We start from the raw sequence: 19,637 nt of genomic DNA, 5'->3' as shown, positions 1-19,637 counted from the left end.
GGCCAATTATGCATGGAATGTCGGGCGGGCACTACTGCCTGACGGCTAAAGCAAAACAGGATGTTTGCGTGAATGAAATGCGCCTGCTGCTGTTCAGCCTGCTGGCAGGGCTGCTCTGTCCGCTGCTGTTCTCGGCTCTGCCGCCCTGGCAGCCGTTTGCATTCGGCTTCGTGCTTTTGCTGGTGTTCTGCTATCTCCGGCCAGCGGCGGCAGTCCGGCCTGTTATGGCGTTCCTGCTGGCCTTTTGCTGGGCCCTGTTCGGTCATCAACTGCTGCTTGATCGGCGTTTGCCCGAGGCACTGGATAATCAGCGTATTCAGCTCAGTGGTCGCATCGACTCGTTACCCGCACAGACGCAAACAGGCTGGCGTTTTCTGCTGCGCGATGTACGCGATACGAGTGGGCAGGCTTTGCCGAGCATGCGCCTGCACTGGTGGGATGGTGAGCCGCTGGCGGCGGGGGAACACTGGCGGTTTGAGGTACGCCTGCGGCGGCCTCGCGGTATGCGTAATCCCGGCACGTTCGATTACGAAGCCTGGTTGTATGCCCAGGGCATTGGTGCAGTCGGCAGTGTGACAGCCGGCCAGCGCATTGAACCTGCTCCGGGCTGGGGGCAGTGGCGCGATCGATTGCAGGCCCGCCTGGCCGGCACGCTCGAGGCTGTTGAGGGCGGGCGGCGGCTGCTGGCCTTGCTGACGGGGGACCGTCAGGCGCTTGACCAGGCGGATTGGGATCGACTGCAGGCAACCGGTACAACCCATCTGCTGGTTATCTCCGGCCTGCATGTCGGCATGCTGGCGGCAGCGGTGTTTGCCCTTACAGCCCTTGTCCTGCGTTACCTTCCGCTACGCTGGTCACGCCCTCAGCTGTGGTTGAGCGCACCTGTTGCCTTGCTGGCAGCGGCCGGATATGCCGGGCTTGCCGGTATGGAGGTACCGGTTCAGCGTGCACTGCTGATGTGCTCGCTGGTGTTGCTGCTGAAGCTTTGGCGGCGTCAGTTGCCGGCCATTGAGCTGTGGCTGGCGGCGATGGTCATTGTCACCCTGGTCAATCCTGCTGCACCGCTGCGGGCGGGTTATTGGCTGTCGTTTATGGCGGTGGGGCTGCTGTTGCTGGGGATGGGAGGGCGGCTGCACGTCCGTGCCCCATGGTGGCGCTGGGGACGCTCGCAATGGATTGCCTTCGCAGGCCTTTGGCCCTGGTTGCTGCTGTGGGGGATGCCGGCCAGTACCGTCGCCATGGGCGTCAATCTGCTGGCAATCCCCTGGGTCAGTCTGCTGATTGTGCCTGCAGCTTTGCTTGGCGCTGTGCTTGACCTGCTTTTCGGGGTGGATCTGCTGCTTCTGCTGGCGGCCCGCCTGCTCAATCTGCTGATGCTTGCGTTGGACTGGGTGGCACAGTGGGGCGCTGTGCTGCATCTGCCGTTCCCCGGCTGGCTGGCTTGGATGATAGGCCTGCTGGGTGTGCTGATCTGGCTGTTGCCGGTTGGGCTGTTGCGTCCGCTGGGGGTGTTGTGTGTTCTCCCCTTGTTGCTGCCCCAGCACGAGCGTCCGCTGGCGGGCGAGGCGCGTGTGGTCGTGCTGGACGTGGGGCAGGGGCTGGCGGTTCTGGTGAAGACCGCCCGCCACGATCTGTTGTACGACGCCGCCGCACGGCATGCCAGCGGATTCGATCTGGGCGAGGCGGTTGTCGCCCCGGGCTTGCTTGGTCTGGGTGTCCGTCAGCTGGATCTGCTGCTGTTGAGTCATGCTGATACCGATCATGCCGGCGGTGCGGTTGCCGTCATGCAGCGGCTGCAACCGCACCGGGTGATCAGCGGTGAGGCCGAGCAGCTGCCTGCGGCGCTGGCGGCTGTGCCCTGTACTAACGGGCAGGAGTGGGTCTGGGACGATGTGCGCTTTCGCCTGTTGCAGGCGCAGAACGAAGGGGAGGACGGCAATGCGCGCTCCTGCGTTCTGCAGATATGGGCAGGCCAGCGCTCTGTGCTCTTGCCAGGTGATATCGGCAAGGCGGACGAGCTGCAATTGCTGGCGCAGCTGGCGCCCGCTGATGTGCTGCTGGCGCCCCATCATGGCAGCCGCAGCTCTTCCAGCTATGCCTTCATCAGGCGTCTTGAGCCACACTGGGTTGTCTTCAGCGCGGCCTATCACAACCCCTTCGGACACCCCCATCAGCAGGTTGTGGATCGGTACCGCGAATTGGGCAGTGAAGCAATTTATACTGGCAGCGCCGGTGCGGTCAGCTTTATCCTGAGCCCGGATCGGCCGCTTGTTCCGGAGTGGCGCTGGCGCGACAGGGCGCGGCGTTTCTGGCATGAATAACAAACAGTAGTGCGCTGCTTGCGCGGGCCTTTGAGCCGGCTCGCTGTGCTAGAGTAGGCAACGTTTTTGGGGGAGGGATCGCTTGTGTGGGAATTGATCAGTTCTGGCGGATGGTTGATGTTGCCCATCATCCTGTCGTCAGTCATCGCGGTGGCCATTGTTATCGAGCGTCTATGGACGCTGCGCAGCGGCAGAGTGGCGCCGGCCAATCTGCTTGGACAGGTCTGGCGATGGGTCAAGGATGGTCAACTGGACTCGACAAAACTCAAGACGCTGCGCGCCGACTCTCCACTGGGTGAGATTCTGGCTGCGGGGCTGGCCAACTCGCGTCATGGTCGCGAGATCATGAAAGAGTGTATTCAGGAAGCCGCCGGCAAGGTGGTGCACGAACTGGAACGCTACCTCAATACCCTGGGGACTATTGCAGCCATTACGCCGCTACTCGGCTTGCTGGGTACCGTGATCGGCATGATTGACGTGTTCAGTGCGATCATGATCCAGGGCACGGGCAACACCGGCGTGCTGGCGGGTGGCATCTCCAAGGCGCTGATTACAACGGCAGCCGGCCTGACGGTCGCCATTCCTGCCGTGTTCTTCCACCGCTTCTTCGTGCGCCGGGTGGACGAGCTGGTCGTTGCCATGGAGCAGGAAGCGACCAAGCTGGTCGAAGTCATGCAGGGTAACCGCGAGGTCGACTTTAACGGCAACGGCAACGGCAACGGCCGGAAGGTTGCCAGCGGCGCAAAGGGGGCCTGAGCGTGAACTTTCGCCGGCAGAAGATAGAAGAGGTCAGCGTCAACCTGACACCGCTGATCGACGTGGTGTTTCTGCTGCTGATCTTCTTCATGGTGTCCACCACCTTTACCCGCGAAACCCAGCTGAAGCTTGATCTGCCGGAGGCCGTATCGGGTGAGCGGGTGGAAGACCGCACCGTCAAACAGCTGGAACTTACCATCAACGCGGCAGGTGAGATGGCGTTGAATGAACGCACCCTGATCAGCTCCGACCTCAAGACCCTGATGGCGGCGCTGCAAAAAGAGTCCGCAGGTGACAGCCAGATCCCTCTGGTGATCAGTGCAGACGCCCAGACCCCGCACCAATATGTCATTACCGCCATGGACGCCGCCGGTCAGCTCGGTTTCAATCGCCTGCGCCTGACCACCAGTGAAGCCGAGGCGGACGCGCAGCAGTGAGCGTGCCCTCGCTGGAGCAGCGACTGCTGCGTGCCTGGTATGACAAGGCTGCCTGGCTGGCTCTGCTGCGGCCTCTTTCTGCCCTGTATCGCTGTCTGGCGGTGCGTCGCAGACAGGCTTATCTGACCGGTGCGCGCGCGCAGTGGCAGCCGCCAGTGCCGCTGATCGTGGTTGGCAATATCACGGTAGGCGGCACTGGCAAGACGCCGATGGTGGTGTGGCTGGTCGAGTATCTGCGTGCGCGTGGCTATCGGGTTGGGGTGGTCAGCCGTGGCTATGGGGCCAGGCCACCGAGCTATCCGTGGAGCGTGTCTGCCACCGATGATCCTGCGGTCTGTGGTGACGAGCCAGCCTTGCTGGTCCGCCGCTGTGGCGTGCCGGTGGTGATTGACCCTGATCGGCCCGCCGCTGCGCGTCATCTGCTCGCCACCACGGATGTAAACCTGATTATCAGCGACGATGGTTTGCAGCATTACGCGCTGGGGCGCACTGTCGAGCTGGTCATGCTGGATCAGCAGCGTGGGCTGGGTAACGCGCGCTGTCTGCCTGAGGGGCCACTGCGTGAGCCGGCCGAGCGACTGGAGTCGGTTGATCTGGTGGTCAGAAATGGTGCCGCCGGCGATGCGGTCGATGGCTTTGGCATGCAACTGTTGCCTCGGGCACTGGTCAATCTGGTAACCGGGGAGCGGGTTGCCGCGGCGCGCTGGTCCGGGCCACGTCAGGTGACAGCCATGGCCGGCATCGGCAATCCGCAGCGCTTTTTTCGCACCCTCGATGACCTGGCCTTTGATTTTGATACCCGTATCTTTCCCGACCACGCGCATTACGACGCGTCCATACTGTCGGTTCTTCCGACGGACCGCCCGGTGGTGATGACCGAGAAGGATGCGGTGAAGTGCGCGCCGCAGGCGCAAGAAAACTGGTGGTATCTGAGTGTTGAGGCTCAATTGAGTGAGGCTTTCGCGGCGGCGCTGTACCGCCTGTTGCCTTCTCCTTCCGATGAAATCAAGCAGGAGTAACTGATGGACCCTAAATTGCTGGATGTACTGGCTTGTCCCCTGTGCAAGGGGCCGCTGGTGCTGAGTAACGACAAGCAGGAATTGTGGTGCCGCGCCGACGGCCTGGCGTTCCCCGTGCGCGATGGTATTCCGGTGATGCTGGAAACCGAAGCGCGGGCTCTGGATGCCGATGAAAAGTTGGGTGACTGAACATGTTCCACGTCATCATCCCGGCACGTTATGCCTCCACCCGATTACCGGGCAAGCCATTGCAGCTGATTGACCGCAAGCCGATGGTCCAGCATGTCTGGCAGCAGGCGTGCAAGAGCGGTGCGGCCTCGGTGATTGTGGCCACCGATGATCAGCGCATCATGGATGCCTGTGCTGGTTTTGGCGCCAGGGCAATCATGACCCGGGCGGACCATCCGACCGGGACTGATCGCCTGCAGGAAGTAGTGAGTCAGTTGGGTCTGCCGGACGACGCCTGTGTGGTCAATGTGCAGGGTGATGAGCCGATGATTCCGCCTGCGGTCATTGATCAGGTGGCGGCCAACCTGATCGCGGCGCAGGACGCAGGTATCGCTACCCTTGCTGAGCCGATTCACGACAGCGAGACCCTGTTCAATCCCAATGCGGTCAAGGTGGTCTGTGATCATCAGGGCTACGCGCTGTACTTCAGTCGAGCGCCCATGCCCTGGTGTCGTGATCAGTTTGCAAACGGCCCGGCGGCGTTGCCGGATGCCATTCCGTTCCGTCGCCACGTGGGTATCTATGCCTACAAGGTCAGCTTCCTTCATGCCTACGTTGGCTGGCCTGCCAGTCCGCTGGAAACGGCCGAGTCACTTGAGCAATTGCGTGCGCTCTGGTTCGGTACCCGTATTCACGTCGCTGATGCCTGCCAGACATTGCCGGCTGGTGTCGATACCGCCGAGGATCTCGAGCGGGTGCGGGCACTGCTGGGGTCGGCATGACTCGAGTTCTGTTTGTTTGTCTGGGCAATATCTGTCGCTCGCCTACTGCGCAGGGTGTGTTCGAGGCCATGCTCGCCGAACGCGGGCTGCAGGCGCACTACACGGTGGATTCGGCCGGTACCGGCGGCTATCACGCCGGAGAGGCGCCTGATCGCAGGGCCCAGCTGGCAGCCCGCCGCCGCGGTTACGATCTCAGTGCCCAGCGTGCCCGCGCCGTGTGCGCAGACGACTTTGAACAGTTCGATCTGATACTGGCGATGGATCGCAGCAACCTGGAGAACCTGTTGCGGGTCGCGCCAGCCAACTGTGCTGCCCGAATTCGGCTGTTCATGAGTTATGCGCCGTCCTTGCCCGCAGAGGTACCCGATCCGTATTTCGGTGGTGATGAAGGCTTTGAGCAGGTGCTGGACATGCTGGAGGCGGCCTCCGCCGGGCTATTGGATGAGGCGCACAACGGATGCTGACGCTGGAGACCAACGCTGAGCTGCAACCGTTCAACACGATGGCTATTCGCGAACGCGCCGAGTATCTGGTGCGGGTGGAATCTGACGTCGAGCTGCGCGAAGCGCTCGCGCAGGCTGACGCGCGTGGCTGGCCGGTTACCCTGTTGGGAGGTGGTAGCAACATCGTGGTGGCGGGTCCTGTTTCGGGGCTCGTCGTAGTGATGTGCAGTCGGGGGCGGCGGATTTTGCAGCGCCGGGGCAGTGACGTGCTGATCGAGGCCGAGGCAGGGGAGAACTGGCATCGTCTCGTGGGCTGGTCGCTGGATCTTGGCTTGAGCGGGCTGGAGAACCTGGCGCTGATTCCGGGTACGGTGGGCGCTGCGCCAGTGCAGAACATTGGCGCCTACGGTGTCGAAGTGCGTGATCTGTTTGACAGCCTGGATGCCCTTGATCGCGAGACCGGCGAAATTCGCTGCTTTACCCGTGATGCGTGCGATTTTGCCTATCGTGACAGCGTGTTCAAGCGTGCCGCCGGGCGTTTTGTCATTCTCCGTGTTCGCCTGCGTTTGCACACGCGTGCCCAGTTGCGAGTGGATTACGCGCCGCTCGCTGCGGCCTGGGCGTCGACGGGCCTGAGTCGGCCGGATGCAAGGGTTGTCGCCGAGCTGGTCATGTCGATTCGGCGAAGCAAGCTGCCGGACCCGGCCGTCGTGCCCAATGCGGGAAGTTTTTTCAAGAATCCACTGGTCCCGGGCTTGGCGGCAGATCAGCTCGCCACCCGGTTCCCGGCGATGCCGCAATTTCCGCAGGCTGACGGACAGGTAAAGCTGGCGGCGGGCTGGTTGATTGATCAGGCGGGCTGGAAAGGCTATCGAGAGGGGCCGGTCGGCGTGCACAGTGAGCAGGCGCTGGTACTGGTCAATCCGGGCGGAGGTAGTGGTGCCGAGGTACTCGGGCTGGCCGAGAAAATCAGGCAGGACGTGTTGCAGCGTTACGGTGTAATGCTCGAGCAGGAGCCGCCGGTGGTCGGTCTATAACCTTGGTGGTGAAGATATTGGGCGCATAAAAAAGGGGATGCAATGCATCCCCTTTTTCGTTGCCGACTATCAGGGCTTGTCGCCCCCTGTCGGCTCAGGCTTGCGCGGCGCTTGTTCCGTCTCGGCCTGTTCTGGCGATGGCTCTACCTGAGCGTCGGCCTGCACGGCTTCGTCGGCAGCTGCAGCATCTGCAGGTTGCTCGGCAGCAGCATCGGTGAGCAGATCAACCTGTTGAGGCTGGCTCGGCTCTACCTCTGCAGCCTTTTGCTCGACAGCCTCTGCCGGCGCTTCAGGCTGATCGACAACGGCTTCCTGCGCGGCAGGTTGCTCAGGCTGTACCTGTGCGGCCCTGGCCGCTTCTTCCTCGGCCTGACGCTTGGCTTCAAGCTGGCGCTTGCGAATCTCGCGTGGGTCGTTGTAGGCGCGGCCGCTCTCTGTCAGGGCGGGGATGCTGCTTTCGGCCTGAACCGGCTGCTCGGCGACGGCTTCGACCTTGGGCGCTTCTGCAGGTACTTCTGCTGCCGGCTGCTGGCTGGCTTCTACCTTGGGTTCCACCTCTGCAGTTACCTGCGCGACAGGCGCTGGCTCTTCGGCTGGCTGTTCGACCGCTGCCGGCTCGCTGGAGACCGCTGCCTCGGTGCTTTCTACCGGTGCTTCGCTCTCCGGGCTCTCGGTCTTGGCCTCAGCTTCGACTTTGGCTTCAGCTTCGATGCTGGCTTCCTGCGGCTGAGCCTGGCTGAAGGCTTCAACGGCTGTCTCGATGGAGGCCTCTGCCTTGCTTGCCGCTTCACTCAGGCTGGCTTCGACCGGTGATTGCAGGTCGGTAACCTCGGCCTGCTGCTCGTCATCAGCCTTGCCCTCGGCCGGTGCGTCCCCGGTATTGGCGGTTGCTGTCGCTACTGCTGCAATGCTGGCTGCGTCCGGGTTGCTGTCAGCTGAGGCTGAGGTTGCTGCGTCTGCGTTATCGCCCTGGCTCTCGGTATCGGTCCCTTCGGCTTGCGGACGACGACGGTTGTTGCGGCGGCGCTGGCTGCTGCGAGAGCGACGTTTGGGGCGTTCACCTTCGCCGGCGTCGGTTTCCGCGCTGACGCTTTCGTCGGCCACATCGGCGGCGCTGACCTGATCTTCGATCTGCTCGGCCGGCTCAGTCTGCTCGGGGCGCGGCGGTTGCGGCCGACGCTCGCGCTGCGGACGCTCCTGGACGGGGCTGTCCTCGCGGCTGCTCTGCTGCTCTGTATCCGCCTGTGGCGCAGCAGCAGGAGCCGGACGACGACGGCGGCGCTGCTGATTGCCACCCTCGTTGCGCGCTTCTGTGCTTTCTGCTTCGTTGCTGCGCTCGGTGCGCGGCTGTTGTTTGCGCTCAGTGTCCTGACGGTTGCCGCGCTCGTTGCGTTCGTTACGCTCACCCCGTTCGGCACGCTCCCCGCGCTCCCCGCGCTCCCCGCGTTCGCCACGCTGACGACGGTTGCGGTTGTTGCGGCGCTCGTCAGAATTACGGCTGCTGCGTTCACGCTTCGGTTCGCTGCTGGCTTGCTCTTCCTGTTTGGCCGGCTCGGCCGCAGGCTGCTCGCTGGCAAACAGGCCGACCAAGCTCTTGATCAGGCCCTTGAACAGGTTCGGCTGGGCTGCCTGAACCGCTTCAACGGCAGCCGGCGGAGTCGGCGCGGGGCGTGCAGGGGAGAGTGCCTTGACGGCGGCTTCCTGGCGTACGATGGCGCGGGTCTGGCTAACCGGAGCCGGCTCTTCCACTTCAACCGTGCTGGTGGCGTTGTAGCTGGTTTCACCGTTCAGGACAGATTCGTGGTCGTCGCGCAGGCGCTGGACATCGAAATGCGGGGTGTCCATGTGCGGGTTTGGCAGCACCAGTACGCGCACGCGGGTGCGGGCTTCGGTTTTGGCCAGGGCGTCGCGCTTCTCGTTCAGCAGGAAGGTGGCAACAGGTACCGGCACGTGGGCGCGGACTTCAGCGGTGCGTTCCTTCAGGGCTTCTTCTTCGATCAGGCGCAGAACCGACAGCGACAGGGATTCGACATCGCGAATGGTGCCGCGGCCATTACAGCGAGGGCAGACGATACCGCTGGTTTCACCCAGCGACGGACGCAGGCGCTGACGAGACATTTCCAGCAGGCCAAAGCGAGAGATGCGGCCAACCTGAACGCGGGCGCGATCGGCTTCCAGGCTCTCGCGAACGCGTTCCTCAACGGCGCGCTGGTTTTTGGCCGGCGTCATATCGATGAAGTCGATAACAATTAGGCCGCCAATGTCGCGCAGGCGCAGCTGGCGGGCTATCTCTTCAGCCGCTTCCAGGTTGGTCTGCAGTGCGGTTTCCTCGATATCGCCACCCTTGGTTGCGCGGGCGGAGTTGATGTCGATGGAGACCAGGGCTTCGGTATGGTCGATTACGATAGAGCCGCCGGACGGCAGCTTCACTTCGCGCTCGAATGCGGTCTCGATCTGGCTTTCGATCTGGAAGCGATTGAACAGCGGCACGGGGTCTTCATACAGCTTGACCTTGCTCGCGTACTGCGGCATGACCTGGCTGATGAAGTTGAGGGCCTCTTCCTTGACCTCTGGGCTGTCAATCAGCACTTCACCGATGTCCTGGCGCAGATAGTCACGAATGGCGCGGATGATGACATTGCTTTCCTGATAGATCAGGAACGGGCTCTTGCGTTCTTCGGAGGCACCCTTGATGGCTTCCCAGAGCTGCAGGAGGTAGTCAAGGTCCCATTGCAGTTCTTCGGCGCTGCGGCCAAGGCCTGCGGTGCGCACGATCATGCCCATATCGGCAGGGACGTTGAGGCTGTTCAGGGCTTCGCGCAGTTCATTGCGCTCTTCACCCTCGATGCGTCGGGAAATGCCGCCGGCACGCGGGTTGTTCGGCATCAGCACCAGATAGCGGCCAGCGAGGCTGATGAAGGTGGTCAGGGCTGCGCCCTTGTTGCCGCGTTCTTCCTTGTCGACCTGGACGATGACTTCCTGGCCTTCTTTCAGAACGTCTTTGATGTTGACGCGACCTTCAACCTGTTTGGAGAAGTATTCGCGGGAGATTTCCTTGAGCGGGAGAAAGCCGTGACGTTCGGAGCCGAAGTCGACAAAGGCGGCTTCCAGGCTGGGTTCGACGCGGGTGATACGGCCTTTGTAGATGTTAGCCTTTTTCTGCTCGCGAGCGCCGGATTCGATATCCAGATCGTAGAGGCGTTGACCATCTACCAGGGCGACACGCAACTCTTCGGGTTGAGTTGCGTTAATGAGCATTCTTTTCATGAAGTACCGTTGTGTTTCCGATGCTTTCCGGTCTACACGGGCACGGCACCTGCGACTCTCTGGTTCGGTGTCAGGTGTGTTTCTGTCATCGGCACTCGGCCGAGATGCAGAGTTCACATCGCCAGGTTATGGCGACAGTTCAATCTGTTACAGCTACTGCATACAGAGAAACTGCTTCTGGACCCCCGGCAGAACGGTTCTGGCGGGCGCGGCAGCGGGTGGCTGCCGGAAGGGGCTCTAGGGTGTCAGCGCATTGTCTGCGGGGGCCTTCGAGCCATACAGCCGTCGCACCTTGCGCGGCTGCCGGGAATCCTTGGGGAGGAATCAGCTGGACTGGGGACGGGGACACGCTGTTTGGCAAGTGTCTACGCTCGTCACATCATCCTGAAGCTGTGCATCTCCACCTAAACACGTACCCATCTGAATCGGGTGCCGCTCCGTTGTTGGTCGGTAGCGGGTTAATGTTCTGGCCTTCATCACGATGGCCAGGGTGTAAGCATGAGTCCTGTCGGCGGCGGGTGTTGCCTGCTGCGACCGGGCTGCATGTGGTTGTTTCTGGGGTTTGGCAGGTGGTTTTGACCTGAGATCCCCGGCTGCAGAATCGGCAGCTCGCCGGACTATAGCAGTATTTTTTAAGTGCTTCAATTGAATGAAAAATTGTATGATGCGCCGATGAAAAACACCTCTCCAGAACTGCCTGCCCAAGTCCAATTCGATGATATCTCTGCCGATCAGGCGGGGCAGCGCATCGATAATTATCTGATTACGCGCCTCAAGGGGGCTCCCAAGACGCTTGTCTATCGCATTTTGCGCAAGGGCGAGGTGCGAGTGAACAAGGGTCGGGTCAAGCCGGACTACCGCCTGCAGGCGGGCGACCAGTTGCGCATCCCGCCGGTGCGTCTGCCGGCGCCTGACGAGCCGGTGCTGGTCGGGCAGGGCATTCTCAATGCGCTCGAGCAGAATATCCTGTTTGAAGACAAGGGAATTATTGTGGTGAACAAGCCGGCTGGCCTGGCGGTTCATGGGGGTAGCGGTCTGCATTTCGGCGTTATTGAGGCAATGCGCCAGTTGCGTCCGGATTGTCCGCAAATGGAGCTGGTTCATCGGCTTGACCGTGATACCTCCGGCTGCCTGATGATTGCCAAAAAGCGCAGTGTGCTTCGGCATCTTCATGCGGCGCTGCGGGGTGATGGTGTCAATAAGCGGTATTGGGCTCTGGTGCGCGGGCGCTGGCCCGGGTCGACAAAAAAGGTGCATGCGCCTTTGCAGAAAAATAATCTGCGCTCCGGCGAGCGTATGGTTGAGGTGGATCCGGCCGGCAAGGAGAGTTTGACCGAGTTCAAGGTGCTGCAGCGGTTTGCCGATTACGCGACCCTGGTCGAGGCAAGGCCCATTACCGGTCGCACTCATCAGATTCGAGTGCATGCCAAGTATGCGGGGCATCCAATTGGTGGCGACCCCAAGTACGGTGATGATGACTTTTCCCGCGAGTTGCGAGAGCTGGGCGGCAAGCGCTTGTTTCTGCATGCGCGCTCGCTGTCGGTGGAAATGGCTGATGGCAGCATGCTGGAAGTTGAGGCCGAGCCGGGTCCGATGTGGGATGAAACGCTGCGCAGGCTGGCCAATGTCGGCAATTGATACGCTGATTTTTGATTGGGATGGCACGTTGGCTGATTCGGTTGGTCATATCGTCAGTGTCATGCAACGCGCAGCGGCAGCGGTCGGGCTCGATGTGCCTGCTTCGGATGCGGTGCGCGGGATTATCGGTCTGAGTCTGTCCGAGGCGGCGGCCAGGCTGTTTCCGCAGCAGTCTCATCTGCATGTCGTTGTGGTCGAGGCCTACCGAGATATCTATCTGTCTGAGGATCAGGCAAGCGTGTCATTGTTCCCTGGTGTGCGTGAGGCGCTTGATACCTGGCGTGAGCAGGGGTTCAGGTTGGCGGTGGCCACAGGCAAGGGGCGTAAGGGCCTGGCTCGAATTCTCGAGCAGCACGATATGCTCGATTATTTCGATGCAACGCGCTGTGCTGACGAGGCGGTGAGCAAGCCGGATCCTGCCATGCTGCACCAGTTGGTTGATATGCTTGAGACCTCTGCCGCGCGCTCGCTGATGGTTGGCGACAGCAGTTTTGATATTGAGATGGCACATAATGCCGGGATGCGTTCGGTCGCCGTCAGCTATGGCGCTCAATCGCGGGCGCAGCTGCTGGCTTGTGCGCCCTTGCATTGTATTGATGTGTTTGCCGAGTTGCCGTTGTGGCTGCGTGCTCAGCGTGCTGATTGGCAGGTAATCGGACTGAGAGGCTGTAATGGATCGTGATCGCTGGACTGAAGGTGAAATGGTGTCTACGGCTGACTCCAAGGGTGCTGTTGAGGACGCCAAGGCGTGGGCTTTGCTGGAGGGCACGCTGAATGCCTCGCTGCAGGAGCAGCGGCGGTCACGCCGTTGGGGGATTTTCTTCAAGCTGCTGACCTTTACCTATCTGTTTGTGGCGCTGGCGCTGTTGTCGCCCCTTGGGCAGTTGGGGTCCTCTGCCGCGGTAGGACCGCATACGGCGGTTATTGAGGTGCGCGGCGTGATTGCCGATCAGGAGGAGGCGAGTGCCGACAACCTGGTCGGAGCCTTGCGCGAGGCGTTTGAAGATGAAAACACCAAGGGCATTGTGCTGCGAATCAACAGTCCAGGTGGAAGTCCAGTGCAGTCCGGTTACGTCTATGACGAAATCAAGCGGCTGCGCGCACTGCATCCGGATGTGAAGGTGTATGCGGTTATTACCGATATTGGCGCCTCGGGTGCCTATTACATTGCCTCCGCTGCAGATGAAATCTATGCCGATAAGGCCAGTCTTGTGGGTTCGATCGGGGTGACTGCTGCCGGCTTCGGATTTGTCGGCACCATGGACAAGCTGGGTGTCGAGCGGCGTACCTATACCGCCGGCGAGCACAAGGCGTTCCTGGATCCGTTTCAGCCGGAAAAGCCCGATGAGCGTGCCTTCTGGCAGCAGGTGCTGAACACCACCCATGAGCAGTTTATTCGCAGTGTGCGTGAGGGGCGTGGAGATCGTCTGAAAGAAACGCCGGATATGTTCAGCGGTCTGGTCTGGTCGGGTGAGCAGGCGCTGGAGCTTGGTCTGGTTGATGGTTTGGCGAGTACGTCTGCCGTTGCGCGTGATGTGATCGGTGCTGAGGATCTGGTCGATTTCACCCGTCAGGAGTCGCCGCTGCAACGCTTTACTCGCCAGCTGGGCACCAGTGTCGGAGCGGAGCTGGCGACGCGCCTCGGGTTGCAAGGTCCGTCGCTGCGCTGAGTTCAGGGCAGGTTGAGGCCTTCGTTCGCGAGCATGGCGCGCAGGCGGATGAGTGGCAGGCCGATCAGGCTGGTCGGGTCATTCCCCTGCATGCGTGCAATCAGGGTGATGCCGAGTCCCTCCGACTTGAAACTGCCCGCGCAATCGTAGGGTTGCTCAAGTTGCAGGTAGCGCTCGATCTCCTCGGGGCTCAGGTCGCGAAAGGTGACGTGCACGGGCTCGATGCAGGTTTGTTCGTGACCGTTTGCGCTGTTCAGGACGCACAGGGCTGTTGAAAAGGTGAGTGTGCGGCCGCTGCTGCGGGTCAGTTGGTCGACTGCGGCGGCGTGGCTCAATGGCTTGCTGACGGGTTCCCCATCGAGCAGCAGGACCTGATCCGAGCCGATGATGAGATGATCGCTGAATCGGCTACGCAGTGTCTGCGCTTTGGTTCGGGCCAGGCGCTGGGTGAGTTGCTCGGCGGTTTCGCCCGGCTGCGGGGTTTCGTCGATATCCGGCGAGGCGCACTCGAACGGCTGTCGAAGGCGTTCAAGCAGGCTCTTGCGGTAGGGTGAGCTGGAAGCAAGAACCAGTTTTTGCATGTTGTATCTCCGCTGGGTTGAGGTGCTTATGGTAGCGGCTGGGATGATTGTTGTGCGAGCTGCCGAACGGCATGCCCAAGGGCTTAAATAGTTTTGACAGGCGGGGTTTGTGCCCCTAGAATTGCGCGCTTATGTCTGGAACCATACCCCCGCACATCGAACCGGCTCGACTGGTTGACCGCAGAATTACGCTGAAAGGCGTAGTGAAGGTGAGCAGTCTTGAGCGCTTTTCGGCGGTGTTGCAGGCCGCGACTGGAGAAGTTCAGGTTGAACTGTACTTTTCCCGGGACGAGCAGCGCATAGCAACCATGCATGGTCATTATCAGGTCGATGCGCCGTTGTTGTGTCAGCGTTGTCTTGAGCAGGTTGTCGTGCCGATCGACAGCGAGTGTGATGTGGGGTTTGTAACGAGCGACGAGGCGGCAAAACAGCTTCCGCGTCACTATGAACCGGTTATTGTGGGTGATGAACCGCTCGATCTGCATGCGCTGATCGAGGACGAGCTGCTCCTGGCTTTGCCTGCAGTTCCGATGCATCCGCAACAAACATGTCAGCATCCGCCAGGGTATCGCCCTGAGACGGCGGAGCTGGAGGAAAAGTCTGAGAAGCCTAATCCTTTCAGCGTGCTGGCCAAATTAAAACGCGATACCTGAGCTTAGGAGCTTATTAGTCATGGCTGTTCAGCAGAACAAAAAGTCCCGTTCCGCACGCGGCATGCGTCGTTCGCATGATGCCCTGTCCGCCTCCGCCTTGTCCGTCGACAAGACCACTGGTGAAACCCACCTGCGCCACCACGTTTCCCCTGACGGTTTCTACCGTGGTCGTCAGGTGATCAACAAGGACAACGACGAATAAGTCTTGTCCACGTCAATCCGCATTGCGATTGATGTGATGGGCGGGGACCGCGGTCCCCGCTGCATTGTCCCTGCTGCGCTGCGCAGTCTCTCGCTGTACCCCTTCCTGCATATTACTCTGGTTGGTGCTGCCGACATCGTCGAGCCCCTGCTGAGTAGTGCTGCTGTTGATTCTGATCGTCTGTCATTTCGTCCTGCCCGTGAACAGATTCTCGCTGATGATCCGCCTGCCAGCGTGCTGCGCGGTAAGCGCGATGCCTCCATGCGTGTTGCTCTTGAGCTGGTCCGGGACGGGCAGGTTGATGGCTGTCTGAGTGCGGGCAATACCGGTGCGCTGATGGTGCTTGCGCGTGCGGTGCTGGGCACCCTTGAGGGTATTCGTCGGCCTGCAATCATGGCCGCGTTGCCGGTATCGGGGCGCCTGTGTCATGTCCTTGATCTGGGCGCGAACGTGGATTGCCCGGCCGAACAGTTGGTCGAGTTTGCGATCATGGGCGCTGCCGCGGCCGCTGAGCTGAGCGGTAACCCGGCGCCGCGGGTTGGACTGCTGAATATCGGCAGCGAAACCCATAAGGGCAATCGCCAGGTACGTCAGGCGGCTGCGTTGCTGCAGGTCTGCCCGGCGATCAATTACGTTGGTTCGGTCGAGGGTGATGGCCTGTTTCGGGGTGAGGCGGACGTAGTGGTCTGTGATGGCTTTGTCGGTAATGTGCTGCTGAAAGCCAGCGAAGGGGTCGCGGGCTACCTGCAGGCGGAGCTTCGCAGTGCGGTGGCGGATAGCTGGCTGCTGCGCTGGCTGGCACCGCTGGTGCTGCATGCCACCCGGAGCACGCGCGAGCGCCACGACCCGGCACGTTATAACGGGGCTAGCCTGCTTGGTCTGCGCGGCGTGGTGATGAAAAGCCACGGTTCGGCAGATGAGGAGGCGATTCTGGCTGCCATAGGGCATACGCTCAAGGCGTGTCAGGCCCGCTTGCCGGAGCGTATTGCCGGTCGGGTGCGTGAATGCGGGGCCGTGCTGTGACCCCGGGCGCATTGCCGGCATCCAAATTCCGATGTCACACGCAGGTGTCTAGACTCTCTGCAATCTTTTGATAACAGGATGATGTTATGACTAACACCCTTGGCTTTGTCTTTCCCGGTCAGGGCTCCCAGTCCGTCGGCATGCTGAGCGAACTGGCCCAGCAGCACGCGATTATCACTGAGACGTTTGCCGAAGCATCCAGTGCTCTGGGTTACGATCTCTGGGCGCTGAGCCAGAACGGTCCCGAAGCGGATCTGAATCGCACCGATCGCACCCAGCCTGCGATTCTGACTGCGTCTGTTGCCCTGTGGCGACTCTGGTGTGCCGAATCCGGCGTGCGTCCTGGCTTTGTTGCCGGGCACAGCCTGGGTGAATATTCGGCGCTGGTTGCGGCCAATGTGCTTGATTTTGCCGATGCGGTGCGTCTGGTTGAACGTCGCGGCCAGTTGATGCAGCAGGCTGTGCCCGAAGGGCAGGGCAGCATGGCTGCTATTCTGGGGCTGGAGGATCAGCAGATCATTGATATCTGCGCTGCGGCATCTCAGGGTGAGGTAGTCAGTGCGGTCAACTTCAATGCGCCGGGTCAGGTTGTGATTGCCGGGCAGGTCGACGCCGTCGCTCGGGCGATTGATGGCTGCAAGGCGGCTGGTGCCAAGCGTGCGCTGCCGTTGCCGGTCAGTGTGCCGTCGCATTGCGCGCTGATGCAGCCAGCTGCAGAGCAGCTGGCTGAGGACTTTGCGGCGCTGAGCTGGCGCGCGCCGGAGATTACCCTGGTGCAGAACGTTACTGCGCGGCCGGCGTCGGATGTGACCGCGCTGCGTCAGTTGCTGGTCGAGCAGCTGTACAGTCCGGTTCGCTGGGTAGAGTCGGTTGTTTACATGGCCGAGCAGGGCGTAACCGATCTGGTCGAGTGTGGACCGGGCAAGGTGTTGGGTGGTCTGAACAAGCGTTGCGCCAAAGGTGTCAACAACCACAGTCTGGAAAGCGTGGCGGGTTTTGATGCGTTCCGCGCGCAGTTTGCTTGAGGAGCAGGGCATGAGTCTGGAAGGAAAGGTTGCACTGGTTACCGGTGCCAGCAGAGGGATTGGGCAGGCAATTGCGCATGCGCTGGCCGCTCAGGGTGCAGTGGTCGTCGGCACGGCTACCAGCGATGCGGGCGCTCAGGCGATCGCTGACAAGCTGGCAGAGGCGGGCTACAAGGGTACCGGCATGAAGCTGGATGTGCGTGATGCCGAGTCTGTCAGTGCTGTTTTGTCGGCCATTACCGAGGCCTACGGTGCGCCGGCCATCCTGGTCAATAATGCAGGTATCACCGCCGATAATCTGCTGATGCGCATGAAAGATGAAGAGTGGGATGATGTGATCGGCACCAATCTCAGCTCGGTCTACCGTTTGTCCAAGGCAGTCCTGCGGGGCATGACCAAGGGCCGCTGGGGGCGTATCATCAACATCAGTTCCGTGGTCGGCTGCATGGGTAACGCCGGTCAGTCGAACTACGCTGCGGCCAAGGCGGGTATGGAAGGGTTTACCCGCGCGCTGGCGCGAGAAGTCGGTTCGCGAGCCATTACTGTGAACGCGGTGGCACCTGGCTTTATTGACACCGACATGACGCGTGCGCTTAATGACAGCCAGCGTTCGGTCATGCTGGAGCAAATTCCGCTCGGTCGTCTGGGGCAGGCAGAGGAAATTGCTGCCGCTGTTGCGTTCCTGGCGAGCGAAAATGCTGGCTACATCACCGGTGCTACACTGCCGGTCAACGGTGGCATGTACATGTAATTCACTGCCGGTATCGACCGGGGTCGATATTGGCTTGAGTTTCATTGGGTGGAAGCCGCAGGCTTTGACCTCTTTGCGTCAGAGACGATTCGCGCTTGAAACCAAGAGAATTGTTTCTATAAACTACCCGCAGTCCGGCTTCTCGGAACTGCAAATAGGAGTGAGAACAAGGTATGAGTACCATCGAAGAACGCGTCAAGAAAATCGTTGCCGAGCAGCTCGGTGTCAAAGAAGAAGAAGTAACCAACAGTGCTTCTTTTGTTGAAGATCTTGGCGCTGACTCCCTGGACACCGTGGAGCTGGTGATGGCTCTCGAAGAAGAATTCGAGACCGAGATTCCGGATGAAGAAGCCGAGAAGATCACCACCGTTCAGGAAGCTATCGACTACGTGAACGCTCACCAGAAGTAATCACGTAGCCTGCTTGCAGGACGAAAAAAGCCGCAGTACTGGTTTCCAGGCTGCGGCTTTTTTGCATCCGGCTATTTGCACCTGTCGGTTGTGCCGCGGTTCGTGTTGCCGCAAGCGGCATTTGCACGGACAATAGGGCGATTTTGCGCAGGCTCGCGGGCCTGTAGCGGTTTTCACGAGTTGAATAAGGAGTGTGCCGTGTCGCGCAGACGCGTTGTTGTAACTGGTCTGGGTATGCTGTCGCCGCTGGGTAATTCGGTTGAGAGCAGTTGGCAGGCGGCCCTGGCGGGCAAAAGCGGTATCGGTCCGATCGAACATATGGATGTCAGTGCGTTCTCAACCCGCATCGGCGGCTCGGTTCGCGACTTTGACGTCGAGCTGTACATGGCGGCCAAGGAAGCGCGCAAGCTGGACCTGTTTATTCAATACGGTCTGGCGGCCTGTATTCAGTCGCTTCAGGACTCGGGTCTCGAAGTCACCGACGAGAATCGCGACCGCATTGGTGTGGTCATGGGGTCGGGTATTGGTGGTCTGACCAACATCGAGAAGAACTGTGAGCAGTTGCTGAACAGCGGCCCGCGTCGCATCTCTCCGTTCTTTGTGCCCGGCTCGATCATCAACATGGTCGCAGGTTACCTGTCTATTCAGTACGGTCTTCAGGGGCCGAACTACGCGCTGACCACTGCTTGCACCACTGGCACGCACAGCATCGGTATGGCCGCGCGCAACATTGCCTATGGCGAAGCCGATGTCATGGTGGCTGGTGGTTCCGAGATGGCGACTACCGGTCTGGGGCTGGGCGGTTTTGCCGCGGCCCGTGCCATGTCGACCCGCAACGATGACCCGCAGGGCGCGAGCCGCCCCTGGGATCGTGAGCGGGACGGCTTCGTGCTGTCCGACGGCGCTGGCGCCATGGTGCTGGAAGAGTACGAACACGCCAAGGCTCGCGGTGCGCGCATTTATGCCGAGCTGGTTGGTTTTGGCATGAGTGGTGACGCCTATCACATGACTGCACCGCCGGAAGACGGGCGTGGCGGAGCCAAGTGCATGGTCAATGCGCTCAGGGATGCCGGTCTGAACCCGGAGGATGTTGATTATATCAACGCCCATGGCACCTCGACTCCTGCTGGTGACATTGCCGAAACCTGTGCGGTCAAGTCTGTGTTTGGCTCCCATGCCCGTGATCTGGCCATCAGCTCGACCAAGTCGATGACAGGACACCTGCTGGGCGCTGCCGGCGCGGTAGAGGCGGTATTCAGTGTCCTTGCACTGCGTGATCAGGTGGCGCCGCCAACCATCAATCTTGATAACCCGGACGAGGGGTGTGATCTGAACTACGTTGCGCACCAGGCGCAGCAGCGCAAGATTGAGGTCACGCTGTCCAACTCCTTCGGTTTTGGCGGTACCAACGGCAGCCTGGTATTCCGTCGCTGCGAATGAGCCAGCCCACACCG

20 protein-coding genes are annotated in these 19,637 nt (G+C 61.0%); 18 read left to right on the top strand and 2 right to left on the bottom strand.

Annotated elements, in window-relative coordinates; all coding sequences use genetic code 11:
- The first annotated feature begins 77 nt into the window (after positions 1-77).
- The 8 genes from O5O48_RS16470 (at position 78) to murB (ending at position 6,963) form a co-directional block, all read left to right on the top strand.
- Entirely contained in the window at positions 78-2,321 is a 2,244-nt protein-coding gene (locus O5O48_RS16470) for a DNA internalization-related competence protein ComEC/Rec2 (RefSeq protein ID WP_269688725.1), read from the top strand.
- A gap of 84 nt (positions 2,322-2,405) precedes the next feature.
- Positions 2,406-3,077 carry a MotA/TolQ/ExbB proton channel family protein gene (locus tag O5O48_RS16465; protein WP_269687637.1) on the top strand — a complete coding sequence of 224 codons (672 nt, stop codon included), beginning with the start codon at positions 2,406-2,408 and terminating at the stop codon, positions 3,075-3,077.
- Positions 3,078-3,079: 2 nt separating this feature from the next.
- Positions 3,080-3,514, top strand: coding sequence for an ExbD/TolR family protein (locus O5O48_RS16460; protein WP_088276463.1), 435 nt, complete (start codon positions 3,080-3,082; stop codon positions 3,512-3,514).
- Positions 3,515-3,516: 2 nt separating this feature from the next.
- The gene (lpxK, locus tag O5O48_RS16455; protein WP_228246273.1) at positions 3,517-4,533 is read left to right on the top strand and encodes a tetraacyldisaccharide 4'-kinase; all 1,017 of its coding nucleotides are present in this window, start codon (positions 3,517-3,519) and stop codon (positions 4,531-4,533) included.
- A 3-nt stretch (positions 4,534-4,536) separates the two neighbouring features.
- The gene (locus O5O48_RS16450; protein ID WP_088276460.1) at positions 4,537-4,722 is read left to right on the top strand and encodes a Trm112 family protein; all 186 of its coding nucleotides are present in this window, start codon (positions 4,537-4,539) and stop codon (positions 4,720-4,722) included.
- A 2-nt stretch (positions 4,723-4,724) separates the two neighbouring features.
- The gene (kdsB, locus tag O5O48_RS16445) at positions 4,725-5,483 is read left to right on the top strand and encodes a 3-deoxy-manno-octulosonate cytidylyltransferase (RefSeq protein WP_228246198.1); all 759 of its coding nucleotides are present in this window, start codon (positions 4,725-4,727) and stop codon (positions 5,481-5,483) included.
- On the top strand, positions 5,480-5,947 hold the full coding sequence (locus O5O48_RS16440; RefSeq protein ID WP_088276458.1) for a low molecular weight protein-tyrosine-phosphatase: 468 nt from the start codon (positions 5,480-5,482) through the stop codon (positions 5,945-5,947). Before kdsB ends, O5O48_RS16440 begins: the two co-directional genes overlap by 4 nt.
- Positions 5,941-6,963, top strand: coding sequence for a UDP-N-acetylmuramate dehydrogenase (gene murB, locus O5O48_RS16435; RefSeq protein WP_269687636.1), 1,023 nt, complete (start codon positions 5,941-5,943; stop codon positions 6,961-6,963). Before O5O48_RS16440 ends, murB begins: the two co-directional genes overlap by 7 nt.
- A 69-nt stretch (positions 6,964-7,032) precedes the next feature.
- Here murB and rne read toward each other — a convergent pair whose 3' ends face one another.
- Complete coding sequence (rne, locus tag O5O48_RS16430) at positions 7,033-10,230, bottom strand: ribonuclease E (RefSeq protein ID WP_269687635.1); 3,198 nt, start codon at positions 10,228-10,230, stop codon at positions 7,033-7,035.
- Positions 10,231-10,902: 672 nt separating this feature from the next.
- Here rne and rluC point away from each other — a divergent pair.
- The 3 genes from rluC to sppA are packed head-to-tail and all read left to right on the top strand — an operon-like array spanning position 10,903 to position 13,538.
- Positions 10,903-11,868 carry a 23S rRNA pseudouridine(955/2504/2580) synthase RluC gene (gene rluC / locus O5O48_RS16425; RefSeq protein ID WP_269687634.1) on the top strand — a complete coding sequence of 322 codons (966 nt, stop codon included), beginning with the start codon at positions 10,903-10,905 and terminating at the stop codon, positions 11,866-11,868.
- Positions 11,855-12,550, top strand: coding sequence for an HAD-IIIA family hydrolase (locus O5O48_RS16420; protein WP_269687633.1), 696 nt, complete (start codon positions 11,855-11,857; stop codon positions 12,548-12,550). Before rluC ends, O5O48_RS16420 begins: the two co-directional genes overlap by 14 nt.
- Before the next feature lie 19 nt (positions 12,551-12,569).
- Positions 12,570-13,538: a signal peptide peptidase SppA gene (sppA, locus tag O5O48_RS16415; protein WP_269688724.1), complete on the top strand. Its 969-nt coding sequence runs from the start codon at positions 12,570-12,572 to the stop codon at positions 13,536-13,538.
- A 2-nt stretch (positions 13,539-13,540) separates the two neighbouring features.
- Here the strand turns inward: sppA and O5O48_RS16410 are convergent, their stop codons facing one another.
- On the bottom strand, positions 13,541-14,119 hold the full coding sequence (locus tag O5O48_RS16410; RefSeq protein WP_269687632.1) for a Maf family protein: 579 nt from the start codon (positions 14,117-14,119) through the stop codon (positions 13,541-13,543).
- Between the two features lie 209 nt (positions 14,120-14,328).
- Here O5O48_RS16410 and O5O48_RS16405 point away from each other — a divergent pair, with 209 nt between their 5' ends.
- The 7 genes from O5O48_RS16405 to fabF all read left to right on the top strand — a co-directional run bounded on the left by O5O48_RS16405 (position 14,329) and on the right by fabF (position 19,623).
- A complete protein-coding gene (locus O5O48_RS16405; RefSeq protein WP_160003160.1) occupies positions 14,329-14,772 on the top strand; it encodes a YceD family protein in 444 nt (147 codons plus the stop codon).
- Positions 14,773-14,791: 19 nt separating this feature from the next.
- The gene (gene rpmF, locus O5O48_RS16400) at positions 14,792-14,974 is read left to right on the top strand and encodes a 50S ribosomal protein L32 (protein WP_088275389.1); all 183 of its coding nucleotides are present in this window, start codon (positions 14,792-14,794) and stop codon (positions 14,972-14,974) included.
- A 36-nt stretch (positions 14,975-15,010) separates the two neighbouring features.
- Positions 15,011-15,997 carry a phosphate acyltransferase PlsX gene (plsX, locus tag O5O48_RS16395; protein ID WP_269688723.1) on the top strand — a complete coding sequence of 329 codons (987 nt, stop codon included), beginning with the start codon at positions 15,011-15,013 and terminating at the stop codon, positions 15,995-15,997.
- An 86-nt stretch (positions 15,998-16,083) separates the two neighbouring features.
- Complete coding sequence (gene fabD / locus O5O48_RS16390; RefSeq protein WP_233049419.1) at positions 16,084-17,022, top strand: ACP S-malonyltransferase; 939 nt, start codon at positions 16,084-16,086, stop codon at positions 17,020-17,022.
- A gap of 10 nt (positions 17,023-17,032) precedes the next feature.
- On the top strand, positions 17,033-17,773 hold the full coding sequence (gene fabG / locus O5O48_RS16385; RefSeq protein WP_088275437.1) for a 3-oxoacyl-ACP reductase FabG: 741 nt from the start codon (positions 17,033-17,035) through the stop codon (positions 17,771-17,773).
- A gap of 173 nt (positions 17,774-17,946) precedes the next feature.
- A complete protein-coding gene (gene acpP / locus O5O48_RS16380; RefSeq protein WP_088275384.1) occupies positions 17,947-18,183 on the top strand; it encodes an acyl carrier protein in 237 nt (78 codons plus the stop codon).
- Between the two features lie 198 nt (positions 18,184-18,381).
- Positions 18,382-19,623, top strand: coding sequence for a beta-ketoacyl-ACP synthase II (fabF, locus tag O5O48_RS16375; protein ID WP_088275382.1), 1,242 nt, complete (start codon positions 18,382-18,384; stop codon positions 19,621-19,623).
- Positions 19,624-19,637: the final 14 nt, after the last annotated feature.

This window comes from Halopseudomonas sp. MFKK-1, from assembly GCF_027474385.1.
GTDB lineage: Bacteria > Pseudomonadota > Gammaproteobacteria > Pseudomonadales > Pseudomonadaceae > Halopseudomonas > Halopseudomonas aestusnigri.
This window is presented reverse-complemented; position numbering and strand designations above follow the sequence as displayed.